Raw genomic sequence first — 23,545 nt, 5'->3', positions numbered from 1 at the left:
GGACTCCTCAGGCGCCGTGGCCGTGGCCGGCCGGCGCGTCGGGGGTGGCGGCCGCCCCGCCGGGCTCGACCCGGACGGTGAAGGCGGCGGTGTGCACGGTGTCGTCGTGCCGGAAGTCGAGGAACAACCGGTAGGTGCCGGCGGACGGCGCGGTCGCGGCGAACCCGACGTGCGGACCCGGGGCCGGGGTGGTGCCGTCGTCGGGCTCCAGCGGGTGCACGTGCAGGTAGGCCAGGTCGCCGTCGCGCAGCGCGACGAGGTGGCCGTAGGCGCCCAGGTAGGGCTGCAGGTCGGTGACCGGCCGGCCGTCCCGGCTGACGCTGAAGGTGAGCTCGGACTCCGCGCCGGTGGCCAGGTCCCCGGTCAGGACGACGGTGTAGCCGTCCACCTCGGTGACCGGCGCCGGGTCGGGCACCGGCTGCGGCTGGACGTCGCCGGCGACCTCGACGTCGGCGCCGAGGGTGAGGTCCTCCCCGAGGGCGGCGGGGGTGGTGTCGGCGACCACTCGCCAGTTCCCCGGGGTCAGGGTCAGGGGCGCCCGCCAGGTGCCGTCCGCAGCGAGCTCGGGGTGCACGTGCTGGTACCCGGTGAGGTCGCGGCGGACGGCGACCAGGTGCAGGTCCTCGCCGTGCTCCTCGGTGTAGCCGAGCACGGGTGCGCCGTCGGGGCCGAGGACCCGGAACGCGAGGGTCGCCGCCCCGGCGGGGAGCTGCTCGTCGAGCACGTCGAGGACGTACCCCGACTCGGCCACGGAGAGACCGCCGACGACCTCGGCGGCCTCCCCGGCCGCGGCGGTCCCCGGGGACGCGGTGGCGTCGTGCGGCGCCGGGGCGCCGATCGGGCCGACCGCGGCGCCCACGCCGACCGCCGCGGCGAAGACGGCGCCCAGGCCCGCGGTGACCGCGGCCAGCTTCGTCGGCGTGTTCATGGCGTTCCTCTCGCGGGGGGACGGCGGGTGCGCGGTGGCGGGATCAGTTGCCGGCGACCTCGTAGCCGGCCTCCTCGACGGCGGCCCGGACGGCCTGCTGGTCGACCGGCTCGCTGCTGGTGACGGTCAGCCCGCCGGTGGCCAGGTCGACGTCGACCGCGGTCACGCCGGGGACGGCGGAGACCTCTTCGGTGACGGCGCTGACGCAGTGGCCGCAGGTCATGCCGACGACGGTGTAGGTGGTGGTGCTCACGGGGTTCCTCTCAGGGGGATGTCAGGAGCGGACGAGGCGGGCGATCGCCTCGGAGGCCTCGCGGACCTTCTCGTCGGCCTCGCGGCCGCCGGTCTGCGCCGCCTGGACGACGCAGTGCGCCATGTGCTCCTCGAGCAGGCCGAGGGCGACCGACTGCAGCGCCTTCGTCATGGCAGAGACCTGCGTGAGGATGTCGATGCAGTACTTCTCGTCCTCGACCATGCGCTGCAGCCCGCGGGCCTGACCCTCGATGCGGCGCAGCCGCTTGAGGTAGTCGTCCTTGCGGTGGATGTAGCCGTGTGGCGCGCTGTCCACGCTGTTCCTCCAGGCGGCTCGGGAGCTCTCGCCGAGGAACTTTACCCCCCTAGGGTTCCGCGTGACGATGATGCCGGTCACGCCTCGCGGTCAGGCGCGTCGGTGCGGGCGCGCAGCCGGTCGACGGTCCGCCGCAGCCGCTCGGTGTCGGCCCGGGCGTCGGCCAGCTCGTCCTGCAGGCCGAGGATGACCTCGGCGGAGGCCAGGGTGTGGCCGTCGTCGAGCAGGCCCCGCAGTCGCGCGGCCAGGCTCAGCTGGTGCCGGGAGTACCGCCGGTGCCCGCCGGGGGAACGGTGCGGCTGGAGCACCCCCGAGGCGTCGAGGCTGCGCAGGAACGCCGCCTGCACGCCGAGCAGGGCCGCGGCCTGGCTCATCGTCAGGGCGGGGTAGTCCGGGTCGTCGAGGCGCCGCAGCGCGTCGTCCCCCGGTGTGCCGCCTGCGGGATCGGCCATGGCGGTCCTCCTGGTGCGGGAAAGGCCAGGGGCCGGGTCCGTGCGGACCCGGCCCCTGGGGGATGGCCGGCGATCAGCTCTCGACGGCCTTCGACTGCGACGCCTCGCCCTCGATGGTGCGCCCCTCGACGGCGGTGGGCGTGTCGGCGCGGGTCACCGAGATCTTGCGCGCCCGGGCCTTCTCGGCGACCGGGATGCTCACGGTGAGCACGCCGTCGTGGTAGCTGGCCTCCAGCCGGTCGGTGTCCAGGCTCCGGCCGAGCACCAGCTGGCGGGTGTAGCTGCCGTACGGCCGCTCGGCCACCGCCCACTCGGCGTTCTCCAGCTGCGGGACCGAACGCTCGGCGGTCACCGTCAGGGTGTTGCCCTCGACCGACAGGTCGATCGAGCCGGGGTCGACGCCGGGCAGATCGAAGTGGGCGACGAAGTTGTCGCCGACCCGGTAGGCGTCCATCGGCATGCCCGACAGCGGGCGGGCGGTCAGCGAGCCCGTGCGGCCGGTCAGCTGGTCCAACGCGCGGAAGGCGGCGTTGGTGGCGGCGAACGGGTCGTAGGCGGTCAGCATCGCCATGGCTGTGCAACCTCCTGTGTCGCTCTGTCTGTGTCCGCTGCCCGAGGTGAACCTCTAGTGGCAACTGCAGATTACCTCGGTCAGGCATCAGTGTAAACGTCCAGCGGCGAAATTTGTTCCGGCGATGGGGAACTGCGCGCCCGCCGCGCGAGGCCGCGCGTGAACACCCGCGGCGTGGGGCAGTGCACCCCGTGTGGACGACACGACCGACCCCCGAGCGCAGGGGGATCCCGAGCAGCTGGGAGGCGGCGACACGGGGGCGGGGGTGAGGACCGCGCTCGACGGTGAGGTCGCGACCATCACCGTCACCGGGGAGCTGACCGAGCAGGCGCGGCGGCCGCTGGTGCGGACGATGACCGACCTGCTCCTCGCCGAGTCCTCCCTGCGCCGGGTGCGCCTGGACACCCGCGCGGTCACCTACCTGAACTCCGCCGGCATGGCGGTGCTGGTGCAGCTGCAGAAGCTCGGCCAGCCGCGGGGGGTGGAGGTGGTGCTGGTGGCGCCACCGTCGGCGGTGGCCCGGCCGCTGCAGCTGTCCGGGCTGTGGCTGCGCTTCCCGGTGGAGGAGCAGGCCGTCGAGGACGACCGCGTCGACCGGGAGGGCGGCGGGGCGTGACCCCGGTGTCGGGGGCCGCGTGCCGGAGGGCAGCTCCTAGCCTGGCCAGGTGCCGCCGAGCCACCCCCACAGCCACGGTCCCGACCCGGACGCGCCGCCGCCCAGCCCGGAGGTCCTCACCCGCCGGCGCCGCGCGGTCTGGCTCATGCTCCTGCTCCTCGTGCCGGTCGGGCTGGCCACCGTCATCGGCCTGGTCGCGCTCTGGCCCTCCGGCGAGCCGACCCGCGCCCAGCAGGCCGCCGAGCTCTACCTGCCGCCCGGGACCACCTACCCACAGGCCCGGGTGTCCTCCGTCGAGCCGGTCGACTGCTCGCTGCCCGGCGGCGAGGGCCAGCCGGCCCAGCAGCTGACCTGCGCCACCGTGGTCGTCGAGGTGCTCGAGGGCGACGGCGCCGGGGAGTTCGTGCAGATCGACGTCCCCGCGGAGGTGTACGCCGCCGGGATCGAGGTGGGCGACGGCCTCGTGCTGACGCGGGACGCCGCGGCCGAGGGCGGGGCGCAGTACGCCTTCTTCGACTACGACCGTGACGTCCCCATCGTCGTCCTGACCCTGGCCTTCGCCGTCGTCGTGGCGCTGGTGGCCCGACTGCGCGGCGTGGCGGCGCTGGTCGGGCTGGCGTTCGCCTTCTTCGTCCTGCTGCAGTTCGTGCTGCCCGGCCTGCTCGCCGACCGGTCACCGATCCTGGTCAGCCTGGTCGGGTCGGCGGCGATCATGTTCGTCGTCCTGTACCTGGCGCACGGCTTCTCCGCCCGGACGACGACCGCGCTGGTCGGCACCCTGTTCGGCCTCGCGCTGGTGGCCGTCCTCGGTGCGGTCTCGGTCGCGACGGCCCGCCTGACCGGGCTGACCAGCGAGGAGACCACCACGCTGCTGCAGTACGACCCGACGCTGGACTTCTCGGGCCTCGTCCTCGCCGGCGTGGTCGTCGCCGGGCTCGGCGTGCTCAACGACGTCACCATCACGCAGGCCTCGGCGATCTGGCAGCTGCACGAGGTCGACCCGGAGATGAGCTGGCGGGAGCTCTACCGCCGCGGGATGGCGGTGGGCCGCGACCACATCGCCTCCACCGTCTACACCATCGTCTTCGCCTACGCGGGGGCCGCGCTCCCGCTGCTGCTGCTCTTCGAGCTCTACGCCCAGCCGTGGGACGTCGTCCTCACCAGCTCCGCGCTGGCCGAGGAGGTCATCCGCACCCTCGTCGGCGCCATCGCGCTCGTCCTCGCCGTCCCGGTGACCACGGCGGCCGGCGCGTTCTTCGCCACGGCGGCCGGCTCCGCGGCCGGCGCGGCGACCGATCGGCGGATGACCGCCCTGCGCGCCCGGTTCGCCCGGTGAGCGAGGCTGGCCTCGTGACCGCCGATCTGCTGACCGCCGCCCGCGCCGCGCCCGGCTTCATGCCCGACGACGAGGGGACGGCGCTCTACGAGGCCGCCCGCGCGGTCGCCGTCCCGGGCCCGCTGCTGGAGGTGGGCAGCTGGATGGGGAAGTCGGCGCTGTACCTCGCCGCGGCCGCCCGCGAGACCGGCCGGCAGGTGGTCACCGTCGACCACCACCGCGGATCGGAGGAGCACCAGCCGGGCTGGGAGTACCACGACCCTTCCCTGGTGGACCCCGCCGTCGGGCTGGTCGACACCCTGCCGCGGTTCCGCCGCACCATCGCCGACGCCGGGGCCGAGGACGTCGTCATCGCGGTCGTCGCCCGCTCGGAGGTCCTCGCCCCGCTGTGGTCGACCCCCCTGGCCCTGCTGTTCCTGGACGGCAGCCACACCGAGGAGTCCGCCCGCCGTGACCAGGACGCATGGGTGGCCAAGCTGGCGGTCGGCGGCACGCTGGCCATCCACGACGTGTTCCCCGACCCGGCCGACGGCGGCCAGGCTCCCTACGGGGTGTACCGCCGGGTGCTCGCGTCGGGCGGGTTCACCGAGCTGCCGGGCACCGGCTCGCTGCGGGTGCTGCGCCGTGAGCGTTGAGGACGCGCTGGTCGCCGAGCGGGCGGCCGCCCTCGCCCAGATCGCGGCGCTGACCGGCGAGTTCGACGCGGTCGTGGCGGCGTCTCAGGCGTCCAACGCCGACGACGAGCACGACCCGGAGGGCGCGACGATCGCCTTCGAGCGGCAGCAGGTCGCCGCGCTGCTGGCCTCGGCCCGGCAGCGGCTGGCCGACGTCGAGGCCGCGCTGGCCCGCCGCGACGCCGGCACCTACGGCGTCTGCGAGCGCTGCGGGCGGCCGATCGCCCCCGAGCGGCTGGCCGCCCGGCCGGCCGCGCGCACCTGCATCGACTGCGCCCGTTGACCCTCGCGCTCCGGCGTCCGCGGTGGGATCGTGGCGGACGCGACGGGGCCGTCCGCGAGGAGCAGGGCGATGACCGACCAGGTCCTGGACCAGACCGCGGAGACGACGCTGGCCGTGGTGCAGCGTCTCCTCGACGCCTTCGGGCGCGCGGACGTCGACGCGATCATGGCCGAGATGTCCGACGACGTGCTCTTCGAGTCGACCGCACCCCCCGACGGCCGCCGCCACCGCGGGCAGGCCGACGTGCGCCGGGTCTGGGAGGAGCTGTTCGCCACGCCCGGCGCCCGCTTCACGACCGAGGCCGTGCTCCCGCACGGGGAGCGGGCCGTGGCGCTGTGGCGCTACTCGTGGGGGACCGACGAGGCCGGCGCCGGGCACGTGCGCGGCGTGGACGTGATGACCGTCCGGGGCGGCAAGGTCGTGGAGAAGCTCTCCTACGTCAAGGGATGACGGCGGTGTCGGGAGCGGTGCCCACGTCCGGGCGTCCCCGACGACGGTGCCGCTCCCGACACCTCCGGATCAGCTCACGTACCGGCGGGCGGTCGAGGTGCGCTGGGCGTGCTCCAGAGCGGCGAAGCGGGCCTCGGCGTGCGCCGGCAGCACCCGCCGCTCGCGCAGCACCCACGGCAGCCCGCGCAGCGCGTCGAGGACCCCGAGCAGGCTCAGCCGGTCCCGCGGGACGGTCCGCAGCAGGTGCGTGGTGCGGCGCAGCGCCGGGCGCACCGGGCGGCGCAGCCACGTCGTCCAGAGGGTGTTGCGGATGCCGTCGCGGCGGCGCTTGTGCGGGTCCCGGGCGGTGCTGGCCTGGTGGTGCACGGTCAGCTCGGGCAGGTAGCACAGCTCCCAGCCGGCGGCGGCCAGGTCGCCGGCCATGAGCTCCTCCTCGCCGCCCAGCCACAGCCGCTCGGAGAACCCGCCCATCTCGTCGAAGGCCTCCCGCCGCAACACCGAGGCCCCCGCCAGGAAGGAGCCCAGCGCCGGGCCGGGAAGCCAGTCGGCACCGCGCACGGGGGAGTCGCGCAGCTCGGGGACGATCGGGTCCTCCCGCCCGCCCGGCTCGACGAGGATCCGCGCGGTCACCACCGCCAGCCGCGGGTGCGCGTCGAGGACGTCGGCCGCGGTGCGCAACGAGCCGGGATCCCACCACGTGTCGTCGTCGCAGAAGGCGACGTAGGGGGTGTCCACCCGGGCCACGCCCACGTTGCGGCCGACCGCACCGAGGTTCTCCGGGCTGGCGACCAGGTCCACCTCGGGGAAGCGCTCGGCGACCGCCGCCGCCGTCCCGTCGGTCGAGCCGTTGTCCACCACGACGACGTGCGGCTGCTCCGGCAGGGCGCGCAACCGGGACAGCGCGAGCAGCACCTCGTCACGGCGCTGGTGGGTGATGACGACGACGGCGACCCGCGCATCGGGGCCGGTCGAGGTGGCCTCCGGTGCGGCCTGCGTCGCCGTCACGCGGCGTCCCCGGCGAGCAGCCGGACGTCGGCCCACACCCGGCCGGGCACCCGCCGGCGGGCGCGCAGCGCGGCCGGGACGTCGGGGACCGCGCGCAGCAGCCCGCGCACCCCGGGCCGGCCGGCGCGGACGGCGGAGGCGAGCAGCCCCGGCAGCGCGGGGACGGGGTGGCGCATCAGGGCGGTGAGCACGCGGCTGCGCCAGATGGCCGCCTGCCGCCGTTCGGGGGCGTCCCGCCGGGGCGAGGGGTGGTGGTGGATGGTCACCTCGTCGACGTAGGCCAGACCCCACCCGGCGGCGGCCAGGTCGAGGGCGACCCGTTCCTCCTCGCCGGGGAAGCGCACCACGGCGTCGAACCCGCCGACCGCGGCGAAGGCCTCGGTGCGCACCAGCGCCGCGCAGGCGACGAAGCCCAGCAGCGAGGGGCCGGGCAGGTCGGGGGCGGTGCCCAGGGGGCTGTCGGCCATCTCGGCGCAGACCGGGTCGAGCCGCTCCTCGCGGCCGACCAGGATCCGGGCGTTGAGCAGCGCCAGCCGCGGGTGCGCCCGCATGATCTCCACCGCGCGGGCGAGGTCGCCGGGCGCCCACCAGGAGTCGTCGTCGGCGAACGCGACGAACGGCGTCCCCGCGTGCTCGGCGCCGACGGTGCGGGCCCGGGCCCCGACGTTGCGCTCCAGCTGCAGCACCGTCACCTCGGGGTGCGCCACCCGGACGGCCTGCACGGTGTCGTCGGTGGAGGCGTTGTCGACCAGCACCACCGGGGCCTCGTGGCGGGGCAGGGACGCCAGCAGGTCCTCGCGACGGTTGCGGCTGGCCACCACGACGGTGACCGGGGGCCGGGGTCGGGTGGAGGTGTCGGTCGAGGTCACAGGCCCCCCGTGCCCGCACCTCCCGGCAGCCAATCCACGGGTGCGGGTGATCCTCCCGTCCCGGCGGCCGGCAGCGCGCCGGGATCGGTGAACAGGCCCGATGCCGGGCCGGCTCCCGAGAGCGCGTCCGCGGCGAGCACCACGGCGGCCGCCGTCCAGGTGGTGCGCTCCACCGGCCAGCGGGCGTCGTCGGGGTAGACGAAGCCGGTCCAGTACGAGCCGTCGTCGTGCCGCAGGTGCTGCATGGCGGCGACCTGCTCCAGGGCAGCGTCGGTCCGCCCGCTGGCGGCGAGGGCGAGCGCGAGCTCGCAGGTCTCCGCGCCGGTCACCCACGGGTGGTCGGCGACGCACCGCACCCCGAGCCCGGGGACGACGAACCGGTCCCAGCCGGCGGCCAGTCGCTCTGCGGCCGCCGTCCCGGTGACGGCGCCCGCCAGCACGGGGTAGTACCAGTCCATCGAGTACCGCGAGCGGTCGGCGAAGGCCGCGGGCCGGCTGCGCAGGGCCGTGCCCAGGTCGTCGGCGGCCAGCTCCCAGTCCGGCTGGGGGTCCCCGGCCAGCCCGGCCAGCGCCACCCCGCAGCGCAGCGCCTGGAACAGGCTGGCGCTGCCGGTGAGCAGGGCGGTGTCGTCCGGCGTGCCGTCGGGGCGCAGCGCCCAGCTGACCGCGCCGCCGGGCAGCTGCATGCGGGTGACCAGGTCCAGGCCCCGCCGCACGACCGGCCACAGCTCCGCGACCAGCTCCTCGTCGTCGCTGCACAACCAGCTGTGCCAGAGCCCGACGGCCAGGTAACCGGCGTGGTTGCTCTCCACCGCCGGCAGCGTCTCTCGGCCGGCGCGGTACTCGGCCGCCCAGGACCCGTCCGGCCGCTGCCGCGCGGCCAGCCAGCGGTAGGCGGCGCGGGCGCGGTCGTGCCGGCCGCCGACGTCGAGCGCCATCGCGGCCTCGACGGAGTCCCACGGGTCGAGCTGGCCGCCGCGGAACCAGGGCAGCGCGCCGTCACCGTCCTGCTCGGCCGCGATCGACGCGACCGTCGCGCGCACCTGCTCCCCGCTGAGCACCCCCGGCAGCTCGGGCAGCAGCTCAGACAGCGGTCCGCTCCCGCTCCCGCTCCGGCTCGACCTCCGGCACCGCCGTGGCGGCCGGCTTGTCGGCGTAGACCACGAGGCTCTTGCCGACGACCGGGTCCAGCAGCCGCTCGGCGGTGCGGGTCAGCCACGGACGGTGGGTGAGGTCCCAGACCAGCAGCCGGTGGTAGGCGCGGACGGCGGCGGTGTCGCGCTCCACGCCGACCGCGCACTTGAGCCACCAGAACGGTGCGTGCAGCGCGTGCGCGTGGTGCTGCCCGCCGGGCACCAGGCCCGCGGCGGCGAGCCGGGTGCGCAGGACGTCCCCGCGGTAGATGCGGACGTGCCCGCCCTCGTTGGCGTGGTAGGCGTCCGACAGCGCCCAGCAGACGCGCTCGGGTCCGTACCGCGGCACGGTGACGGCCACCCGGCCCCCGGGCTTGAGCACGCGGGCGATCTCGGCCAGCGCGGTCCGGTCGTCGGGGATGTGCTCGAGCACCTCGGCAGCGATGACCCGGTCCACGCTCGCGTCGGGCACCGGCAGGGCCAGCAGGTCGCCGCGGACCACCTCGTAGCGGGCGCCGTCGGGAGCCTCCCCCGCCTCGGCGATCGCGCCCAGCCAGCGCTTGGTCGTCTCCACCTCGGCGACGCCGTGGTCGAGGGCCACCACCCGCGCGCCGCGGCGGTAGGCCTCGAAGGCGTGCCGGCCCTCGCCGCAGCCCAGGTCGAGGACGGTCGTCCCCGGCCGGACGTCGAGGCGGTCGTAGTCGACGGTCAGCACGCGGGTTCCTCGGCGCCGGTCCTCGCGGCCGCCCCCCGCCGGTCGAGCACCTCGGCGTACCAGTCCGCCGTCCGCTCGGCGGTGGACCGCCAGGTGTAGGTGGCGAGGACGCGACGGCGGCCGGCCCGGCCCAGCTGCTCACCGAGGGACGGCGAGTCGAGGACCAGCCGCAGGGCGGCGGTGAGCTCCGCGACGTCCCCGGCGGGCACCCGCAGCCCGGCCTTGCTGCCCACCACCTCCGGCAGCGCCCCGGCGTCGGTGGTCACCAGCGGGGTGCCGCACGCCATGGCCTCGATCGCCGGGAGCGAGAAGCCCTCGTACAGCGACGGGACGGCGACCACGGCGGCGCCCTGCAACAGGCCGACCAGGTCCGGTTCGGGCAGCGGGCCGGTGAAGCGGACGGCGTCGCGCAGCCCGAGCCGGTCCAGCGCAGCCTCGGCCGGGCCGCCCGAGCGCGCCGAGCCGACGACGGTCAGCCGCACCGGGCGCTGCGTCCGCAGCGCGGCCACCGCCTCCAGCAGGTGCACCAGGCCCTTGAGCGGGACGTCGGCGCTGGTGGTGACGACGATCGAGTCCCGGTCGCGCGGGCGGCCGGGCGGGGGAGGGGTGAAGACGTCGGGGTCGATGCCCACCGGGATGACCTCGACCCCGGCCGCGGGGACGCCCAGGTGGGTCTCGATGTCGCGCCGGGAGTTCTCCGACACCGTGGTGACCGCGTCCAGCCGGGGCGCCACGCGGGCCTGCATGGCGGTGAACGCGTACCAGCGGCGCAGCGTGAGCCGGCGGCGCAGGCTCGGGGCGGCGGCGAGCTCGAGATCCCGGTCGATGGCCACCGGGTGGTGGACCGTCGCGACGGTCGGCACACCCGCGCGGACCAGGCGCAGCAGGCCCAGGCCCAGGCTCTGGTTGTCGTGGACCACGTCGAACTCGGCGGCGCGGGGCAGCAGCAGCCGGGCCGCCCGCAGGCTGAAGGTCAGCGGCTCGGGGAACCCCGCGGTGCACATCAGCGCCCACTCGGTGACGTCCACCCAGTCGCGGAACTCACCCGGTCGCGGCGTCCGGAACGGGTCGGGCTCGCGGTAGAGGTCCAGGCTCGGCACCCGGGTCAGCGGAACGCCGTCGTCGAGCTCGGGATAGGGCTGGCCGCTGAAGACGGTGACCTGGTGGCCCAGCTCGGTGAGCTCACGGGAGAGGGCCCGGACGTAGACGCCCTGACCACCGCTGTGCGGCTTGCTCCGGTAGGACAGCAGTGCGATGCGCTGCGACCGTCCCATGGTCGGCGACTCTAACCGGCGGCCGTGACCGGCCAGTTCCCGAACCCGGCCTGCGGCCGGACCCGCGGGGCTGACAGGGTGACGGCCATGCTGCGCCACGTCGTGCTGTTCACCTGGTCCGACGACGCCGACGAGGAGCGCCGGGCGGCCACGCTCGCGGCACTCCGCCGGCTGCCGGAGGAGGTCGGCGGGATGACCGCCTTCGCCGTCGGCCCGGACGCCGGCCTGCGCGAGGGGAACGCGCACACCGCGCTGGTCGCCGACTTCCCCGACGCCGAGGCGTGGCGGCGTTACGCGGAGCACCCCGTGCACCTGCAGGTGATCGCCGACCACGTCGCCCCGTACCTGGCCTCGCGGACGGCCGCCCAGTACGAGGTCTGAGGCGTCGCTGCGGGGTCCGCCGGGCGCGGTTACGTTCGCGGGCATGACTGCGTGCTCGAGCAACCGCCCGGCCCGGCTGGTCTGCGTCCTCGCGGCCGGGGTGGCCGCCGGTGCGGTGCTGTCCGGCTGTGCGGAGGACGGCGGCGGGCAGGAGGCGGCCGCGACCGGCTCCTCCCCGGCGGCCGCGTCGTCGTCCGCCGGGGCCGGCACCGACCTCACGCCGGGGCTGCTGCCGGCCGAGGCGTTCGGCGCCGACGCCCAGGTCACGCCGGTGACCGAGCAGCAGCTGGCGCAGGGGGCGATGGCGGCGACCGGCTCCATGGCGGGTGCACAGATCACCCCGGAGGCGTGCGCCGCGGCGGTCAAGGGCACCCAGCCGCAGGTCGACCAGTTCGACGACCTCGCCGCGCAGGTCGCCGTCCGGGGGACGACGACCACCGTCGAGCTGCTCTCCCTCGGGGGCCCGGTGGACGACGCCGTGTCGCAGCTCACCGAGCAGATCGCGGACTGCCCCGAGGCGCAGGTCAGCTCGCCCGAGATCGGCACGGCGACGATCACCTTCACCGAGATCGACGTGCCCGACGTCGGCGACGACGCGGCCGGGGTCTCGTTCACCACGGTCGCGACCACGCCCGGCGGCGCGCAGGTCACGGTGCCGTCGCTGATCGGCCTGGTGCGCGACGGCGACCGGCTGGTCACCCTCGTCGCCACCGACCCGAAGGGCGGCCCCCTCGACGAGGCGGCGTTCACCGCCCTCCTCCAGCAGGCCCACGACGTGCAGGCCGAGCAGCTGGACTGAGGGAGGACGCCGGCACGACCCACCGACGACGGGACGCCACTCGTCCACAGCGGGCCGCGCCGTCCACAGACCGGCCTGACCGGCCCCGGCGGTCCCCGCGCGCGGCGAGGGTCGCCCCATGGACGAACCCCTGCGCCCCGAGGTGCGCATCTCCGACACCGGCGAGCTCGCCGCCGCCCTGCCCGCGCTGATCGGGTTCCACCCGCACGAGTCGGTCCTGCTCGTGGCCCTGGGCGGCCCGACCGGGGGGCGGGTGGGGCTCACCGTGCGCGCCGACCTCCCCGCCCGCGTCGCCTCGCCCGCCGTCGCCCGGGCACTGGCCGGCAGCGTCGCCACCGACGAGCCCGCCGGCGTCGTGGTCGCGGTGGTCTCCGAGGCGCCCGACGACGCCGAACCCCTCCCCGGGCAGCCGGACGGCGAGGTGGTGACCGGCCTGCCGCACCGCGACGTGGTGCACGAACTGGTCGTCGCCCTGGCCGACCGGGGGATCCCGGTCCGCGACGCGCTGCTGGTCCGGCGCGGCCGGTGGTGGTCCTACGACTGTGCCCATCCCTGCTGCGCCCCGGACGGCGGGACGCCACTGCCGGCGCGGGTGACCGAGCTCGAGGTCGCCTCCGTGGCCAGCGGCGTCGTCGTGGAGCCCGACCGGGCGGCCCTCGAGGCGCGGATCGCCCCCGTGGACGGTCCGGCCCTCGCGGCCATGGAGGAGCTGGCCTGGCGGGTCGGCGACCGGCACGCGCGGGCGGCGCTCGCCGACCGGGACGCCGAGGCCCGCCGCTCCTGGGACACCGTGGTCGGCGTGCTGGGCCGCTGCCGGCCGGGAGCCGGCGACCGCCTCGGCGACCGGGACGTCGCGCGGGTGCTGTGGGCGCTGGCCGACATCCGGGTCCGCGACCGGGCGCTCACCTTCGCCCTGGGGGACGACGCCACGGCGGCCGAGGCGCTGTGGACCGAGTGCACCCGCCGAGCGCCCGCTCCGCTCGACGCCGCGCCGGCCACGTTGCTCGCGGTCAGCGCGTGGCTGCGCGGCGACGGTGCGCTGGCCAACGTCGCCCTCGAGCGGGCGCTGGCCAGCCGGCCCACCTACACGTTCGCCCAGCTGCTCTCCCAGGGCCTGGCCGCCTGCCTCCCCCCGAGCCAGCTGCGGGCGATGATCACCGCGACGGCGGCCGAGCCGGACGCGGTCTGGGCCGCCGGGTGAGCGGCCTCACAGCAGCTCGGGCCGCTGCCACTCCGCCCCCAGGACGTGCTCGCCGAGGAAGGCGACCACGGTCTCGTACCAGACCTGCGCGTTCCCCGGCGTCAGGACCCAGTGGTTCTCGTCCGGGAAGTACAGGAACTTCGACGGCACGCCGCGCTTCTGCAGGTCGTACCAGAGCCGCAGCGCCTCGCCGATCGGCACCCGGTAGTCGCGGTCGCCGTGGATGACGAGCATCGGGGTGCGGATCGCGTCGGCGAAGCGGTGCGGCGAGTTCTGCTCGTACCGCTTGGGCTGCTGCAGCGGGTCGCCCCACTCCTTCTCCCAGTAGTACGCGGCGTCGGTGGTGCCGGTGAACGAGTCGATGTCCCACAGGCTGGCGTGCGTGACGATCGCCCGGAAGCGATCGGTCTGGGTGGCGATCCAGTTGGCCATGTAGCCGCCGAAGGAGCCGCCCATCGCCGCGGTGCGCGACGCGTCGATGTCCGGTCGTCGTTCGGCGGCGTCCACGGCGGCCATGAGGTCGGTGTAGGGCGCCTCGCCCCACGCGCCCCAGCCCCGCCGGACGAAGTCCTGCCCGAACCCCTGCGACAGCGCCGGGTTCGGCAGCAGGACGGCGTAGCCGCGGGCGGCCATGACCCAGGGGCACCACCGCCAGGACCACGAGTTCCAGCTCATCAGCGGCCCGCCGTGGACCCACAGCAGCAGCGGCGCGGGGTCCTGCGCCGAGGCGCCCTCGGGGAGCACCAGCCAGGACTGCACGCGGGTGCCGTCGGCCGCGGTGGCCGCCACCTCGTGCAGGGTGCCGGGGAGGGCGTCGAGGGCACCGGGGGCGGGCAGCGGGTCCGGGTGTTGGCCGGTGGCCTCCGGGTCCAGGCGCACCGGCGCGGGGGGCTCGTCGTAGGCCGAGCGCAGCGCGTAGAGAGCGCTGCCGTCGCGGGCCACCTGCAGGTCGCTGTAGGCGCCGTCGGTGGTCAGCCGCACCGGCGTCCCGCCCTCGACCGGGACCCGGAACACCGCGTGCCGCCCGTCCTCGTCGGCGAGGAAGTACACCGCCCGGCCGTCGGCGCTGAACTGCGGAGCGCTCGGCCAGCGGTCGAAGTCGGGGGTGAGCTCCCGGGACGCACCGGTCGCGACGTCGACGTGCAGGAGCGTGTAGTCCGGCGGCTCCTCGTAGGTCGACAAGGCCTCCCGCGTGCACACCAGCGCGCTGCCGTCGGGGGAGAACCGCGGCGGGTGGACGTCGGCCAGCGGGTCGTCGACGAGGACGCGCGCATCCCCGGTCGCCGTGTCCAGGACCACGAGCCGATCGCGGCGGCCGGCCGGACCGTCCGGCACGGTCTCGGTGCGCGCCAGCAGCCGGCCGTCGGGGGAGAGCGCCGGGGCGTCACCGGCCCCGTCGGGCGGGACGACGTGCGGGGTCAGGTCGCGCAGCTCGACCCGTTCGGCGGCGACGCCGGCGGGGGCCTCGGAGGGCAGGCGGCCGGCCCAGAACAGGTGCGGCGTCGCGGGCCCCAGGTCGCTGTCCCAGTACCGCACCGGATAGGCCTCGTGCAGGATCGCGGTGACCCCCGCCTCCTTGCGCTGCTTGCGCCGGGCGGCGTCGTCCTCGGCGTCCCCGGCACCGGGCATCGACGAGGCCACCACGACCACGTCCCCGCTGTCGGCGGCGACCACCACACCCCCGATCCCGCCAGGGTGGGCGAGCACCTGCCGTGCCTCCCCGCCACCGGCCGGGAGGCTCCACAGGGCCGGGGTGGGGTCCTCGCCGTTCGGCTTGGCCTCCGGGTCGGGGCGCGCGGAGGTGAACAGCAGCGAGCCGTCGGGTGCCCACGCGGGCGCCGACTCGCCGGGTGCGCTGCGGGTCAGCCGGCGGGCCGGGCGGCGGCCGTCGGGGTCGACGTCCCACAGGGCCGTCTGCCACTTCGTGCGCTCGGGGTCGAGCGTCTGCACCGCGATCGCCAGGCGCCGGCCGTCGGGCGACAGCGCCAGGCCGGTGACCCGCGGCAACGCGACGAAGGCGGACAGGTCGGCGAACGGCGACGCCGGGGCGGCGGCGGGCGGACCGGCGTCGGCCGGTCCGGGCTGGTCTGCGGCGGCAGGAGGCTGACTCACGCGGCGGGCCCTCTCTCGTCCTCCGGGCCCCGGACGTGCGACGGGGCCGGTCGGGCCCACCGTAGTGAGCCCGACCGGCCCCGCAGTCCGCGGACCGGTCGCGCGGTCGGCCGCCGCCACTCAGAGGCGGGGAGCCGCCTCGGAGGGGGTCAGCTCCTCGTCGAGGGCGCTGACGAACACGTGCTGGGCCACCCCGGCCGGCAGCACGTACCCGTCGAGGCTGACCGAGCCGGAGACGAGCTGGGCCGTCCCCGTGACGCCCGGCCGCACCCCCTGGTCGGCCAGCGTGCGCATCAGGTCGGAGTGCTCCTGCAGCTGCTCGCTGATCCGCTTGATCTCCACCGGGCGCCCTTCGGGCGTGGCGGTGGTCGACAGCAGCGTCAGCGAGTCGAGCACGGCGGAGGTCTCGCCGCCGAGCGCGTCCAGGCCCGGGATCGGGTTGCCGAACGGCGACACGGTGGGGTTGCCGAGCAGGCTGAGCAGCTTGCGCTCCACCGCCTCGCTCATGACGTGCTCCCAGCGGCACGCCTCCTCGTGGACGTCGGCGTAGTCCAGCCCGATGACGTCGACGAGCAGGCACTCGGCGAGGCGGTGCTTGCGCATGACCGCCGTGGCCAGCTGCCGCCCCTGCTCGGACAGCTGCAGGTGCCGGTCGCCCTCGACCGTCAGCAGCCCGTCGCGCTCCATGCGGGCGACGGTCTGGCTGACCGTCGGGCCGCTCTGGTGCAGTCGCTCCGCGATGCGGGCGCGGAGGGGGACGATCCCCTCTTCCTCCAGCTCGAAGATCGTCCGGAGGTACATCTCGGTGGTGTCGATGAGGTCGTTCACAGGTCTCCTCCGTGGTCACGTCGATGGTACGGGGCGGGGCGCCGTGCGCCGGGTCACGCGGCGCGGCCGGACGGGCACGTCGACCGGGGTCCGGCGGTAGCGTCGCGCTGGACTCGTCCCGGGGCCGTCCACCGTCGGCCGGTCCCGCGCACGCAGCGAGGAGAGCTGGTGAGTGACTCGGTCGCCGTCGTCTGGGACGACGCACTGCTCGGCTACACGATGGGCGGGGACCACCCCCTGCACCCGGTCCGGCTGGACCTCACCATGCGGCTGGCCGACTCCCTCGGCGTCCTGGCCACCGACCGGCTGGAGGTGCTGCGCCCGACACCGGCCGACGTCGACCTGCTCACCCTCGTGCACGACCCCGCCTACCTGGAGGCCGTCAAGCGGGCCCCGGCCGACCCCGACATCGGGTTCGGCCTCGGCACGCCGGACAACCCGATCTTCGAGGGGATGTACGACGCCGCGGCGCTGATCACCGGTGGCAGCGTGCTCGCCGCGGAGCAGGTGCACCGCGGCCGGGCGCAGCACGCGGTCAACATCTCCGGCGGCCTGCACCACGCCATGCGCGAGCGCGCCTCGGGCTTCTGCGTGTTCAACGACGCGGCGGTGGCGATCGCGTGGCTCCTGGCCCAGGGCCACCAGCGGATCGCCTACGTCGACATCGACGTCCACCACGGCGACGGCGTGCAGGCCGCCTTCTACGACGACCCGCGGGTGCTCACCGTCAGCATCCACCAGACGCCGCTGACCCTGTTCCCGGGCACCGGCTACCCCGAGGAGACCGGCGACCCGGAGCAGGCCCTCGGCAGCGCGGTCAACCTCGCCCTGCCCAACGGCACCGACGACTCCGGCTGGCTGCGGGCCTTCCACGCGGTCGTGCCCAGCGTGATCAAGGCGTTCCAGCCGGAGATCCTGGTGACCCAGTGCGGCTGCGACGCCCACCACGAGGACCCCCTGGCCGACCTCGCGCTCACCGTCGACGGCCAGCGGGCCAGCTACCGCGCGCTGCACGACCTGGCCCACGAGGTCTGCGACGGCCGCTGGCTGGCGCTCGGTGGCGGTGGGTACGGCCTGGTGCGCTGCGTGCCGCGCGCCTGGACCCACCTCATCGCCGAGGCCAGCGGGCACCGCCTGGACCCGGCGACCGAGATCCCGGAGTCCTGGCGGGAGGACGTCGTCCGGCGCGGCCTGCGCGCCCGCCCGCCGACGCACATGACCGAGGGCGGGTACACCGGGTTCTCGCACTGGGACCCGTTCACCGAGTCCCGGGTGGACCGGGCGATCGCCCGCACCCGCCGAGCCTCGTTGCCCTACTTCGGCCTGGACCCGGACGACCCCCGTGACTGAGCAGCACACCTCCACCCCGCAGGTCGCCGTGGAGGAGACCCCTGACGGGCGGCCGACGGCCGCCGAGCCCGAACCCCCCGCCGCGCCGGCGCACTGGGAGGCCGACGTCATCGCCGCCGACGGCGGCACGGTGCACCTGCGCCCGATCCGGCCCAGCGACGCTGAGGGTCTGGTCGGCCTCATGGACCGCAGCTCCGACCAGACCCGCTACTACCGGTTCTTCGGGCCGATGAAGCGGCTGTCGGAGAAGGACCTCCACCGGTTCACCCACGTCGACCACGACTCGCGGGTGGCCTTCGTGCTGGTGCTCGGCGACCAGGTGATCGGGGTCGGCCGGTACGACCGGTACCCGGGCACCGACGACGCCGAGGTCGCCTTCCTCATCGAGGACGCCCACCAGGGCCGCGGCCTGGGCTCGGTGCTCCTGGAGCACCTGGGCGCCGCGGCGCGGGAACGGGGCATCCAGCGGTTCGTGGCCGAGGTGCTGGCGCAGAACAACCGGATGGTGCGGGTCTTCCTCGACGCCGGCTACACCCCGGAGCGCACGTACGAGGAGGGCGTCGTCCACCTCACCTTCCCGATCGCACCGACCGAGACGGCGCTCGCGGTGCTCTACGAGCGCGAGCAGCGCAGCGAGTCCCGCTCGATCGCCCGGCTGCTCACCCCGTCGTCGGTCGCGGTGGTCGGGGCCAGCAACGACGAGGGGAAGCTCGGCCACGCCGTCCTGCGGCACCTGCTCGACTACGGCTTCCGCGGCCCGATCTACCCGGTCAACCCCGGCACCCGGCACGTCCGCGGCGTCCCGGCGTACGCCGACATCGAGTCGATCCCGGCCGACGTCGACCTCGCCGTGCTGGCCGTGCCGGCCGACGAGGTGGCCGGGGTCGTGGAGGCGTGCCGGCGCAAGGGCGTCCGCGGGCTGGTGGTGATCTCCGGGGGGTTCGGGGAGTCCGGCCCGGAGGGGCGGCTCGCCGAGCGGCAGCTGGTGGCCTCGGCCCGCGCCTCGGGCATGCGGGTGGTCGGCCCCAACTGCCTGGGGATCGTCAACACCGACCCGGCGGTGCGGCTCAACGCCAGCCTCGCGCCGAGGGTGCCCGGCCGCGGGCGGGTGGGCTTCTTCGCCCAGTCCGGGGTGCTGGGGTCGGCGCTGCTCGAGCAGGCGCGCAGCCGCAACATCGGGCTGTCCAGCTTCGTGTCGGCCGGCAACCGCGCCGACGTGAGCGGCAACGACCTGCTGCAGTACTGGGCCACCGATCCCGGCACCGAGGTGGTGCTGCTGCACCTGGAGAGCTTCGGCAACCCCCGCAAGTTCGCCCGCCTGGCCCGCCGCGTCGGCCGCGACAAGCCGGTGGTGGCCGTCAAGAGCGGCCGGCACGTGCGCATGACCGAGGGCCTGGCCGGCACGTCGGTCCCGGTGCCGGAGGAGTCGGTGGGGGCGCTGTTCGCGTCGGCCGGGGTCATCCGGGTGCAGACCCTGGCCCAGCTCTTCGACGTCGGCACGCTGCTGGCCCACCAGCCCCTGCCGGCCGGTGACCGCGTCGCCGTCGTCGGCAACTCCACCGCGATGGGTGTGCTGGTCTCCGATGCCGTGCTGGAGGAGGGCATGCGGCTGGCGCGTGAGGCGCCCACCGACATCGGCGCCGGAGGCTCGGCCGAGGAGTTCCGAAGGGCGCTGCAGGAGGCGGTGGACGACCCGGGCGTCGACGCCGTCGTCGCGGTGTTCCTGCCGCCGGTCAGCCGGGGCTCGGCGGAGTTCGGCCGCGCCCTGCTGGAGGTCGCCAAGGGTGCCGACAAGCCGATCGTCGCGACCTTCCTGTCGACCGAGGGGATCCCGCCGGAGCTCGCCGTCCCGGGCGAGGACGGGACGCCGGCCCGCTGCTCGGTGCCGTCCTACTCCACGCCGGAGCGCGCGGTGATCTCCCTCGCCAAGGTGGTCGAGTACGCGCGCTGGAGGAGCCGGCCGGTGGGGGAGGTGCCGGAGCTGCCCGGCGTCGAGGAGGCGGCGGCCCGGCACCTCGTGGAGCACGCGCTCGCCGACGCGCCCGGAGGCCGCGCGCTCACCGACGAGGAGACCATCGCGCTGCTGGCCGCCTACGGCGTGCCGCTGCTGGGCACCCGCACGGTCAGCGACACCGAGGCAGCCGTGGCCGCGGCCGAGGAGATCGGCTACCCGGTCGTGCTCAAGTCGACGGCCCCGTGGCTGCGGCACCGCTCCGACCTCGGCGGCGTCCGGCTGGACCTCGGGAACGCCGACGCGGTGCGCACCGCCTTCGCCGCCATCCCCTCCGGCGACCCGGTGATCGTGCAGGAGATGGCCGCGCCGGGGGTGGCGACCGTGGTGGAGGTCGTCGACGACCCGTCGTTCGGTGCGCTGGTCAGCTTCGGCCTGGGCGGGGTCGCCACCGACCTGCTCGGCGACCGCGCCTACCGCACCCTGCCGCTGACCGACCTCGACGCGGCCGAGCTGGTCCGGGCGCCGCGGGCCTGGCCGCTGCTGAACGGCTACCGCGGGTCGGAGCCGGTCGACGTCGCGGCGCTGGAGGACCTGCTGCTGCGGGTGGCACGGCTGGCCGACGACCTCCCCGAGGTGCTGGGTCTGCGCCTGGAGCCGGTGATCGTCGGCCCCGCCAACCCCTGGCACGGCGGTCGGTCGCTGGTGGTCGCCGGCGCGGTCGTCCGGGTCGGCCCGCCGACGGCCCGGATCGAGCCCGGCCCCCGGCGGATGCGCGTCCCCGGCGTGTGACCGATCAGGGTCGCGGCGTCCGGCCGGCGACCAGGTGCCCAGCCAGTGGGGCGGCCACCGTGCCGTCCGGCGACGTGAACGGCGCGAGCACCTCCCGGGCGCCGGCGCGGATGCGGTCGTACACCTCCGGCGGGATCCGCGGCGCGAGTGGTGACCCCTCGACCTCGGTGACCGCCAGCGCCTCGGCCGAGGGGAAGGCCGCCGTCCCCACGTGCGTGCGGGTCGCCACCACCCTCAGCCCGGCGCCGGTGAGGGTCGCGCGGAGCCGGTCGAGGTCGCCGCAGGACCAGTAGGTCCCGAGCAGCGAGCGGGCGGCGTCCCCGGCGTGCGTCACGACCATGTCCACGAACGGGCCGTAGGCGGGCTGGTCGGGCAGCGCCGCGGGCACGCACAGTGCGACCACGCCGCCGGGACGGGTCACCCGGACCATCTCCCGGAGCGAGGCGTCCCGGTCGGGGAAGAACATGAGCGCCATCGAGCACACGACCGCGTCGAACTCGGCGTCGGCGAAGGGCAGGGCCGCCACGTCCCCCTGCCGCCACTCGAGGTCCGGGCGGAGCCGACGTGCCACCCCGAGCATGGCCTCGTTGAGGTCCAGGCCCACCACGCGGCCGTTCCCGCCGAGCCGGTCGGCCGCGCTCCGCGCGACGATCCCCGTGCCGCAGGCGGCGTCGAGGACGGTCTGGCCGCGGCGGACGTCGGCGACGTCGAGGAGCAACGGTGCCCACTCGGCGAAGATCGCCGGGACGAAGCGCGCCTCGTACAGCTCGGCGGCGTCAGCGGAGATCTGGAAGGTCTCGGCGGGGGGAGTGGTCATGGTGTGCCTCCGGGTGCGCCGCCCTCCAGGGTCGCGCGCCCGGCCGGTCCCGTCACCGGGTCCCCGCGCGGCACGAGACGCCGAGAGCCGGCCACCCGCAGGTGACCGGCTCTCGGTCGTGCTCGTCGGCCCCGTCCAGAGGCTCGCCCCGGGCGTGCGAGGGGTGAGGAGGACGGGGTCCTCCCTCAGGCGAGGTAGTCGCGCAGGGCGTCGGCGCGCTCCGGGTCGCGGAGCTTGGCCATCGTCTCGCGCTCGATCTGGCGCACCCGCTCGCGGGACAGGCCGAACTGCTTGCCGATCTGCTCGAGCGTCCGCGGCTGGCCGCCGTCCAGGCCGAAGCGCAGCACGACCACGTCGCGCTCCCGCTCCTCCAGCGTCGACAGCACGTTGCGGACGTCGCCCTTCATCATCTGGAAGGCGACCGCGTCCTCGGCGACCGCGGCGTCGGCGTCCTCGATGAAGTCACCGAGGCGGGACTCCTCGTCGGCGCCGACGGTCTGGTCCAGGCTGACCAGGTCGCGGGAGTACTCGAGCAGCTCGGTGATCCGCTCCGGGGTCATGTCCAGCTCGAGACCGAGCTCCTCGGCGGTGGGCTCGCGCTCCAGCTCCTGGTGGATCCGGCGCCGGGTGCGCACCACCTTGTTGACCTGCTCGGCGAGGTGCACCGGCAGCCGGATGGTGCGGCCGGAGTCGGCCATCGCGCGGGTGATGGCCTGGCGGATCCACCACGTCGCGTACGTCGAGAACTTGAAGCCCTTGGTGTAGTCGAACTTCTCGACCGCACGGATCAGGCCGACGTTGCCCTCCTGGATGAGGTCCAGGAACGTCATGCCGTGCCCGGTGTAGCGCTTGGCCACCGAGACGACCAGCCGCAGGTTGGCCTCCAGCAGGTGCCGCTTGGCGGCCTTGCCGTCGATGGCCAGGGCCTTGTAGTCCCGCTGGAGTGCCGGGGTCAGTTGGCGCTCGGCCAGCAGCCGCTCGGCGTAGAGGCCGGCCTCGATCCGCTTGGCCAGCTCGACCTCCTGCTCGGCCGTGAGCAGCGCGGTCTTGCCGATGGTGTTGAGGTACACCCGGACCAGGTCGGTGGAGACCAGACCACTGGTGTCGGGCTCGCGGCGCGCGGTCCGGGAGCGCACCTCGAGGGTGTCGGTGGGGGAAGACTGCAGCAGCGTCACGATCTGTCTTCGTCCTTGCCTTCGGTTCGGATGCGTCCGTCGGTCGGCGGTGGCGACGGTGCGTCCGGGCGTCGTGGGTGGGGCTCCGGTCGGCCGGCTCGGTCGGCCGCGGAACCTCGCTCGTGTGTCCGTCTGGTACGCCCTGTCCAACGGCCCCGACCCGCTCGGGTGTTCCACGGATGCCCTCTTCACAGCAAACGCACAGGGCGTGTGTTGCGTCACCCGGGATTACCCAGCGCCGCGTCGGCTCAGACCTCCAGGAGCAAGGTCATCGGGCCTTCGTTCACCGAGGAGACCAGCATCCGCGCGCCGAACACCCCGGTGGCCACCTCGCTCCCGCGCCGGCGCAGCTCGGCGACGACCTCCTCCACCAGCGGCTCGGCCACCTCGCCCGGGGCGGCGGCGTCCCACGAGGGACGGCGGCCCTTGCGGGTGTCGGCGTAGAGGGTGAACTGGCTGACGACGAGCACCGGCAGGCCCAGGTCGCCCACCGACCGGGCGCCGTCGTCGGTCGGGAACACCCGCAGCTCGTGCACCTTGCGGGCCAGCGCGCGCGCCCGGTCGGCGTCGTCGTCGCGGCCCACTCCCACCAGGGCCAGCAGCCCGGGGCCGATCGCGCCGACGACCTCGCCGTCCACCTCGACAGCGGCTGTACCGACCCTGCTCACCACGGCACGCACCGCGCCATCCTCCGTCATGGCGGGTGCGCACCCCGCCCGGACGTCGACCGGCCACCCCCACCCGGGACGCCCGGCGCGGGCGACGCCGGGGACGCCCGCGGCGACGCCGGCGCGTCCTACGATCCCGCCTGTGACCAGCGGCCCCGTCCTGGAGCACCACCTGGAGAACCTCGTGTGGTTGCGGCGCGTGCGCGACCGGATCGACCGGGAGTACGCGCAGCCGCTGGACGTCGAGGCGCTCGCCCGCGAGGTGCACATGTCGGCCGGGCACCTCAGCCGGGCGTTCCGCCGGGCCTACGGCGAGTCGCCGTACGCGTACCTCATGACGCGGCGCATCGAGCGCGCGATGACGTTGCTCCGGCGGGGCGACCTCAGCGTCACCGACATCTGCTTCGCGGTCGGCTACGGATCGCTGGGGACCTTCAGCACCCGTTTCACCGAGCTGGTCGGCATGCCCCCGAGCACCTACCGGGAGCGGTCCGCCCAGGCCACCGCGGGGATCCCACCGTGCCTGGCCAAGCAGGTGACCAGACCGGTCAGGAATCGAGAAGCCCAGGTCGCGGCGCCGTCACTACCGTGACCGGC

General features: G+C 75.4%; 26 protein-coding genes. 11 read left to right on the top strand and 15 right to left on the bottom strand.

What is annotated here, in order from left to right:
• Positions 1 to 7 precede the first annotated feature (7 nt).
• The 5 genes from ACI79C_RS02350 to ACI79C_RS02330 form a co-directional block, all read right to left on the bottom strand.
• Entirely contained in the window at positions 8 to 928 is a 921-nt protein-coding gene (locus ACI79C_RS02350) for a hypothetical protein (protein WP_456943997.1), read from the bottom strand.
• Between the two features lie 43 nt (positions 929 to 971).
• Positions 972 to 1,181, bottom strand: a complete 210-nt coding sequence (locus ACI79C_RS02345) for a heavy-metal-associated domain-containing protein (RefSeq protein ID WP_456943996.1) — start codon at positions 1,179 to 1,181, stop codon at positions 972 to 974.
• Between the two features lie 21 nt (positions 1,182 to 1,202).
• Positions 1,203 to 1,496, bottom strand: a complete 294-nt coding sequence (locus ACI79C_RS02340) for a metal-sensitive transcriptional regulator (RefSeq protein WP_456943995.1) — start codon at positions 1,494 to 1,496, stop codon at positions 1,203 to 1,205.
• 77 nt (positions 1,497 to 1,573) lie between these two features.
• A complete protein-coding gene (locus tag ACI79C_RS02335; protein WP_456943994.1) occupies positions 1,574 to 1,948 on the bottom strand; it encodes a helix-turn-helix domain-containing protein in 375 nt (124 codons plus the stop codon).
• Positions 1,949 to 2,021: 73 nt separating this feature from the next.
• A complete protein-coding gene (locus ACI79C_RS02330; protein WP_456943993.1) occupies positions 2,022 to 2,519 on the bottom strand; it encodes an Hsp20/alpha crystallin family protein in 498 nt (165 codons plus the stop codon).
• Positions 2,520 to 2,784: 265 nt separating this feature from the next.
• On the opposite strand from ACI79C_RS02330, the gene ACI79C_RS02325 reads away from it, so the two are divergent.
• The 5 genes from ACI79C_RS02325 (at position 2,785) to ACI79C_RS02305 (ending at position 5,878) form a co-directional block, all read left to right on the top strand.
• Positions 2,785 to 3,135, top strand: coding sequence for an STAS domain-containing protein (locus ACI79C_RS02325; protein ID WP_456943992.1), 351 nt, complete (start codon positions 2,785 to 2,787; stop codon positions 3,133 to 3,135).
• A gap of 49 nt (positions 3,136 to 3,184) precedes the next feature.
• Positions 3,185 to 4,471, top strand: coding sequence for a YibE/F family protein (locus ACI79C_RS02320; protein ID WP_456943991.1), 1,287 nt, complete (start codon positions 3,185 to 3,187; stop codon positions 4,469 to 4,471).
• Positions 4,472 to 4,485: 14 nt separating this feature from the next.
• A complete protein-coding gene (locus ACI79C_RS02315) occupies positions 4,486 to 5,106 on the top strand; it encodes a class I SAM-dependent methyltransferase (RefSeq protein ID WP_456943990.1) in 621 nt (206 codons plus the stop codon).
• Positions 5,096 to 5,428, top strand: coding sequence for a TraR/DksA family transcriptional regulator (locus ACI79C_RS02310; protein WP_456943989.1), 333 nt, complete (start codon positions 5,096 to 5,098; stop codon positions 5,426 to 5,428). Before ACI79C_RS02315 ends, ACI79C_RS02310 begins: the two co-directional genes overlap by 11 nt.
• 69 nt (positions 5,429 to 5,497) lie before the next feature.
• On the top strand, positions 5,498 to 5,878 hold the full coding sequence (locus ACI79C_RS02305) for a nuclear transport factor 2 family protein (RefSeq protein WP_456943988.1): 381 nt from the start codon (positions 5,498 to 5,500) through the stop codon (positions 5,876 to 5,878).
• 69 nt (positions 5,879 to 5,947) lie between these two features.
• Here ACI79C_RS02305 and ACI79C_RS02300 read toward each other — a convergent pair whose 3' ends face one another.
• From ACI79C_RS02300 to ACI79C_RS02280, 5 genes are read right to left on the bottom strand one after another with little or no spacing between them, the layout of a single operon-like run.
• On the bottom strand, positions 5,948 to 6,883 hold the full coding sequence (locus ACI79C_RS02300; protein WP_456943987.1) for a glycosyltransferase family 2 protein: 936 nt from the start codon (positions 6,881 to 6,883) through the stop codon (positions 5,948 to 5,950).
• A complete protein-coding gene (locus ACI79C_RS02295) occupies positions 6,880 to 7,752 on the bottom strand; it encodes a glycosyltransferase family 2 protein (protein WP_456943986.1) in 873 nt (290 codons plus the stop codon). Before ACI79C_RS02295 ends, ACI79C_RS02300 begins: the two co-directional genes overlap by 4 nt.
• On the bottom strand, positions 7,749 to 8,795 hold the full coding sequence (locus ACI79C_RS02290; protein ID WP_456943985.1) for a prenyltransferase: 1,047 nt from the start codon (positions 8,793 to 8,795) through the stop codon (positions 7,749 to 7,751). The genes ACI79C_RS02295 and ACI79C_RS02290 overlap by 4 nt, the downstream gene beginning before the upstream one ends.
• Positions 8,796 to 8,835: 40 nt before the next feature.
• Positions 8,836 to 9,600, bottom strand: a complete 765-nt coding sequence (locus ACI79C_RS02285; RefSeq protein WP_456943984.1) for a class I SAM-dependent methyltransferase — start codon at positions 9,598 to 9,600, stop codon at positions 8,836 to 8,838.
• On the bottom strand, positions 9,594 to 10,874 hold the full coding sequence (locus ACI79C_RS02280; RefSeq protein ID WP_456943983.1) for a glycosyltransferase family 4 protein: 1,281 nt from the start codon (positions 10,872 to 10,874) through the stop codon (positions 9,594 to 9,596). The genes ACI79C_RS02285 and ACI79C_RS02280 overlap by 7 nt, the downstream gene beginning before the upstream one ends.
• A gap of 87 nt (positions 10,875 to 10,961) precedes the next feature.
• Here ACI79C_RS02280 and ACI79C_RS02275 point away from each other — a divergent pair, with 87 nt between their 5' ends.
• The 3 genes from ACI79C_RS02275 (at position 10,962) to ACI79C_RS02265 (ending at position 13,255) form a co-directional block, all read left to right on the top strand.
• A complete protein-coding gene (locus ACI79C_RS02275; protein ID WP_456943982.1) occupies positions 10,962 to 11,255 on the top strand; it encodes a Dabb family protein in 294 nt (97 codons plus the stop codon).
• A gap of 43 nt (positions 11,256 to 11,298) precedes the next feature.
• Entirely contained in the window at positions 11,299 to 12,054 is a 756-nt protein-coding gene (locus ACI79C_RS02270; protein ID WP_456943981.1) for a hypothetical protein, read from the top strand.
• A gap of 118 nt (positions 12,055 to 12,172) precedes the next feature.
• Positions 12,173 to 13,255 carry a DUF4192 domain-containing protein gene (locus ACI79C_RS02265; RefSeq protein WP_456943980.1) on the top strand — a complete coding sequence of 361 codons (1,083 nt, stop codon included), beginning with the start codon at positions 12,173 to 12,175 and terminating at the stop codon, positions 13,253 to 13,255.
• Between the two features lie 6 nt (positions 13,256 to 13,261).
• Here the strand turns inward: ACI79C_RS02265 and ACI79C_RS02260 are convergent, their stop codons facing one another.
• Positions 13,262 to 15,367: a S9 family peptidase gene (locus tag ACI79C_RS02260; RefSeq protein WP_456943979.1), complete on the bottom strand. Its 2,106-nt coding sequence runs from the start codon at positions 15,365 to 15,367 to the stop codon at positions 13,262 to 13,264.
• 120 nt (positions 15,368 to 15,487) lie between these two features.
• Complete coding sequence (locus ACI79C_RS02255) at positions 15,488 to 16,195, bottom strand: metal-dependent transcriptional regulator (RefSeq protein WP_456943978.1); 708 nt, start codon at positions 16,193 to 16,195, stop codon at positions 15,488 to 15,490.
• Between the two features lie 168 nt (positions 16,196 to 16,363).
• On the opposite strand from ACI79C_RS02255, the gene ACI79C_RS02250 reads away from it, so the two are divergent.
• Both ACI79C_RS02250 and ACI79C_RS02245 read left to right on the top strand, forming a co-directional pair.
• Positions 16,364 to 17,545, top strand: a complete 1,182-nt coding sequence (locus ACI79C_RS02250; RefSeq protein ID WP_456943977.1) for an acetoin utilization protein AcuC — start codon at positions 16,364 to 16,366, stop codon at positions 17,543 to 17,545.
• On the top strand, positions 17,538 to 20,288 hold the full coding sequence (locus ACI79C_RS02245) for a bifunctional acetate--CoA ligase family protein/GNAT family N-acetyltransferase (protein ID WP_456943976.1): 2,751 nt from the start codon (positions 17,538 to 17,540) through the stop codon (positions 20,286 to 20,288). The genes ACI79C_RS02250 and ACI79C_RS02245 overlap by 8 nt, the downstream gene beginning before the upstream one ends.
• Positions 20,289 to 20,292: 4 nt before the next feature.
• Here the strand turns inward: ACI79C_RS02245 and ACI79C_RS02240 are convergent, their stop codons facing one another.
• From ACI79C_RS02240 to dtd, 3 genes are all read right to left on the bottom strand, one after another.
• Positions 20,293 to 21,105, bottom strand: coding sequence for a methyltransferase domain-containing protein (locus tag ACI79C_RS02240; protein ID WP_456943975.1), 813 nt, complete (start codon positions 21,103 to 21,105; stop codon positions 20,293 to 20,295).
• Between the two features lie 185 nt (positions 21,106 to 21,290).
• Entirely contained in the window at positions 21,291 to 22,280 is a 990-nt protein-coding gene (gene sigB / locus ACI79C_RS02235) for an RNA polymerase sigma factor SigB (RefSeq protein WP_456943974.1), read from the bottom strand.
• Between the two features lie 248 nt (positions 22,281 to 22,528).
• Positions 22,529 to 22,960, bottom strand: coding sequence for a D-aminoacyl-tRNA deacylase (dtd, locus tag ACI79C_RS02230; RefSeq protein ID WP_456943973.1), 432 nt, complete (start codon positions 22,958 to 22,960; stop codon positions 22,529 to 22,531).
• A 130-nt stretch (positions 22,961 to 23,090) separates the two neighbouring features.
• Between dtd and ACI79C_RS02225 the strand changes: the two genes are divergently transcribed.
• On the top strand, positions 23,091 to 23,540 hold the full coding sequence (locus ACI79C_RS02225) for a helix-turn-helix transcriptional regulator (RefSeq protein WP_456943972.1): 450 nt from the start codon (positions 23,091 to 23,093) through the stop codon (positions 23,538 to 23,540).
• Positions 23,541 to 23,545 lie beyond the last annotated feature (5 nt).

It is taken from the genome of Geodermatophilus sp. SYSU D00697, from assembly GCF_054050175.1.
This window is presented reverse-complemented; position numbering and strand designations above follow the sequence as displayed.

Coding starts and splice junctions, on each gene's coding strand:
- ACI79C_RS02350 (WP_456943997.1), bottom strand. CDS start 928: ATGAACACGCCGACGAAGCTGGCCGCGGTCACCGCGGGCCTGGGCGCC.
- ACI79C_RS02335 (WP_456943994.1), bottom strand. CDS start 1,948: ATGGCCGATCCCGCAGGCGGCACACCGGGGGACGACGCGCTGCGGCGC.
- ACI79C_RS02330 (WP_456943993.1), bottom strand. CDS start 2,519: ATGGCGATGCTGACCGCCTACGACCCGTTCGCCGCCACCAACGCCGCC.
- ACI79C_RS02305 (WP_456943988.1), top strand. CDS start 5,498: ATGACCGACCAGGTCCTGGACCAGACCGCGGAGACGACGCTGGCCGTG.
- ACI79C_RS02280 (WP_456943983.1), bottom strand. CDS start 10,874: ATGGGACGGTCGCAGCGCATCGCACTGCTGTCCTACCGGAGCAAGCCG.
- ACI79C_RS02275 (WP_456943982.1), top strand. CDS start 10,962: ATGCTGCGCCACGTCGTGCTGTTCACCTGGTCCGACGACGCCGACGAG.
- ACI79C_RS02270 (WP_456943981.1), top strand. CDS start 11,299: ATGACTGCGTGCTCGAGCAACCGCCCGGCCCGGCTGGTCTGCGTCCTC.
- ACI79C_RS02265 (WP_456943980.1), top strand. CDS start 12,173: ATGGACGAACCCCTGCGCCCCGAGGTGCGCATCTCCGACACCGGCGAG.
- ACI79C_RS02240 (WP_456943975.1), bottom strand. CDS start 21,105: ATGACCACTCCCCCCGCCGAGACCTTCCAGATCTCCGCTGACGCCGCC.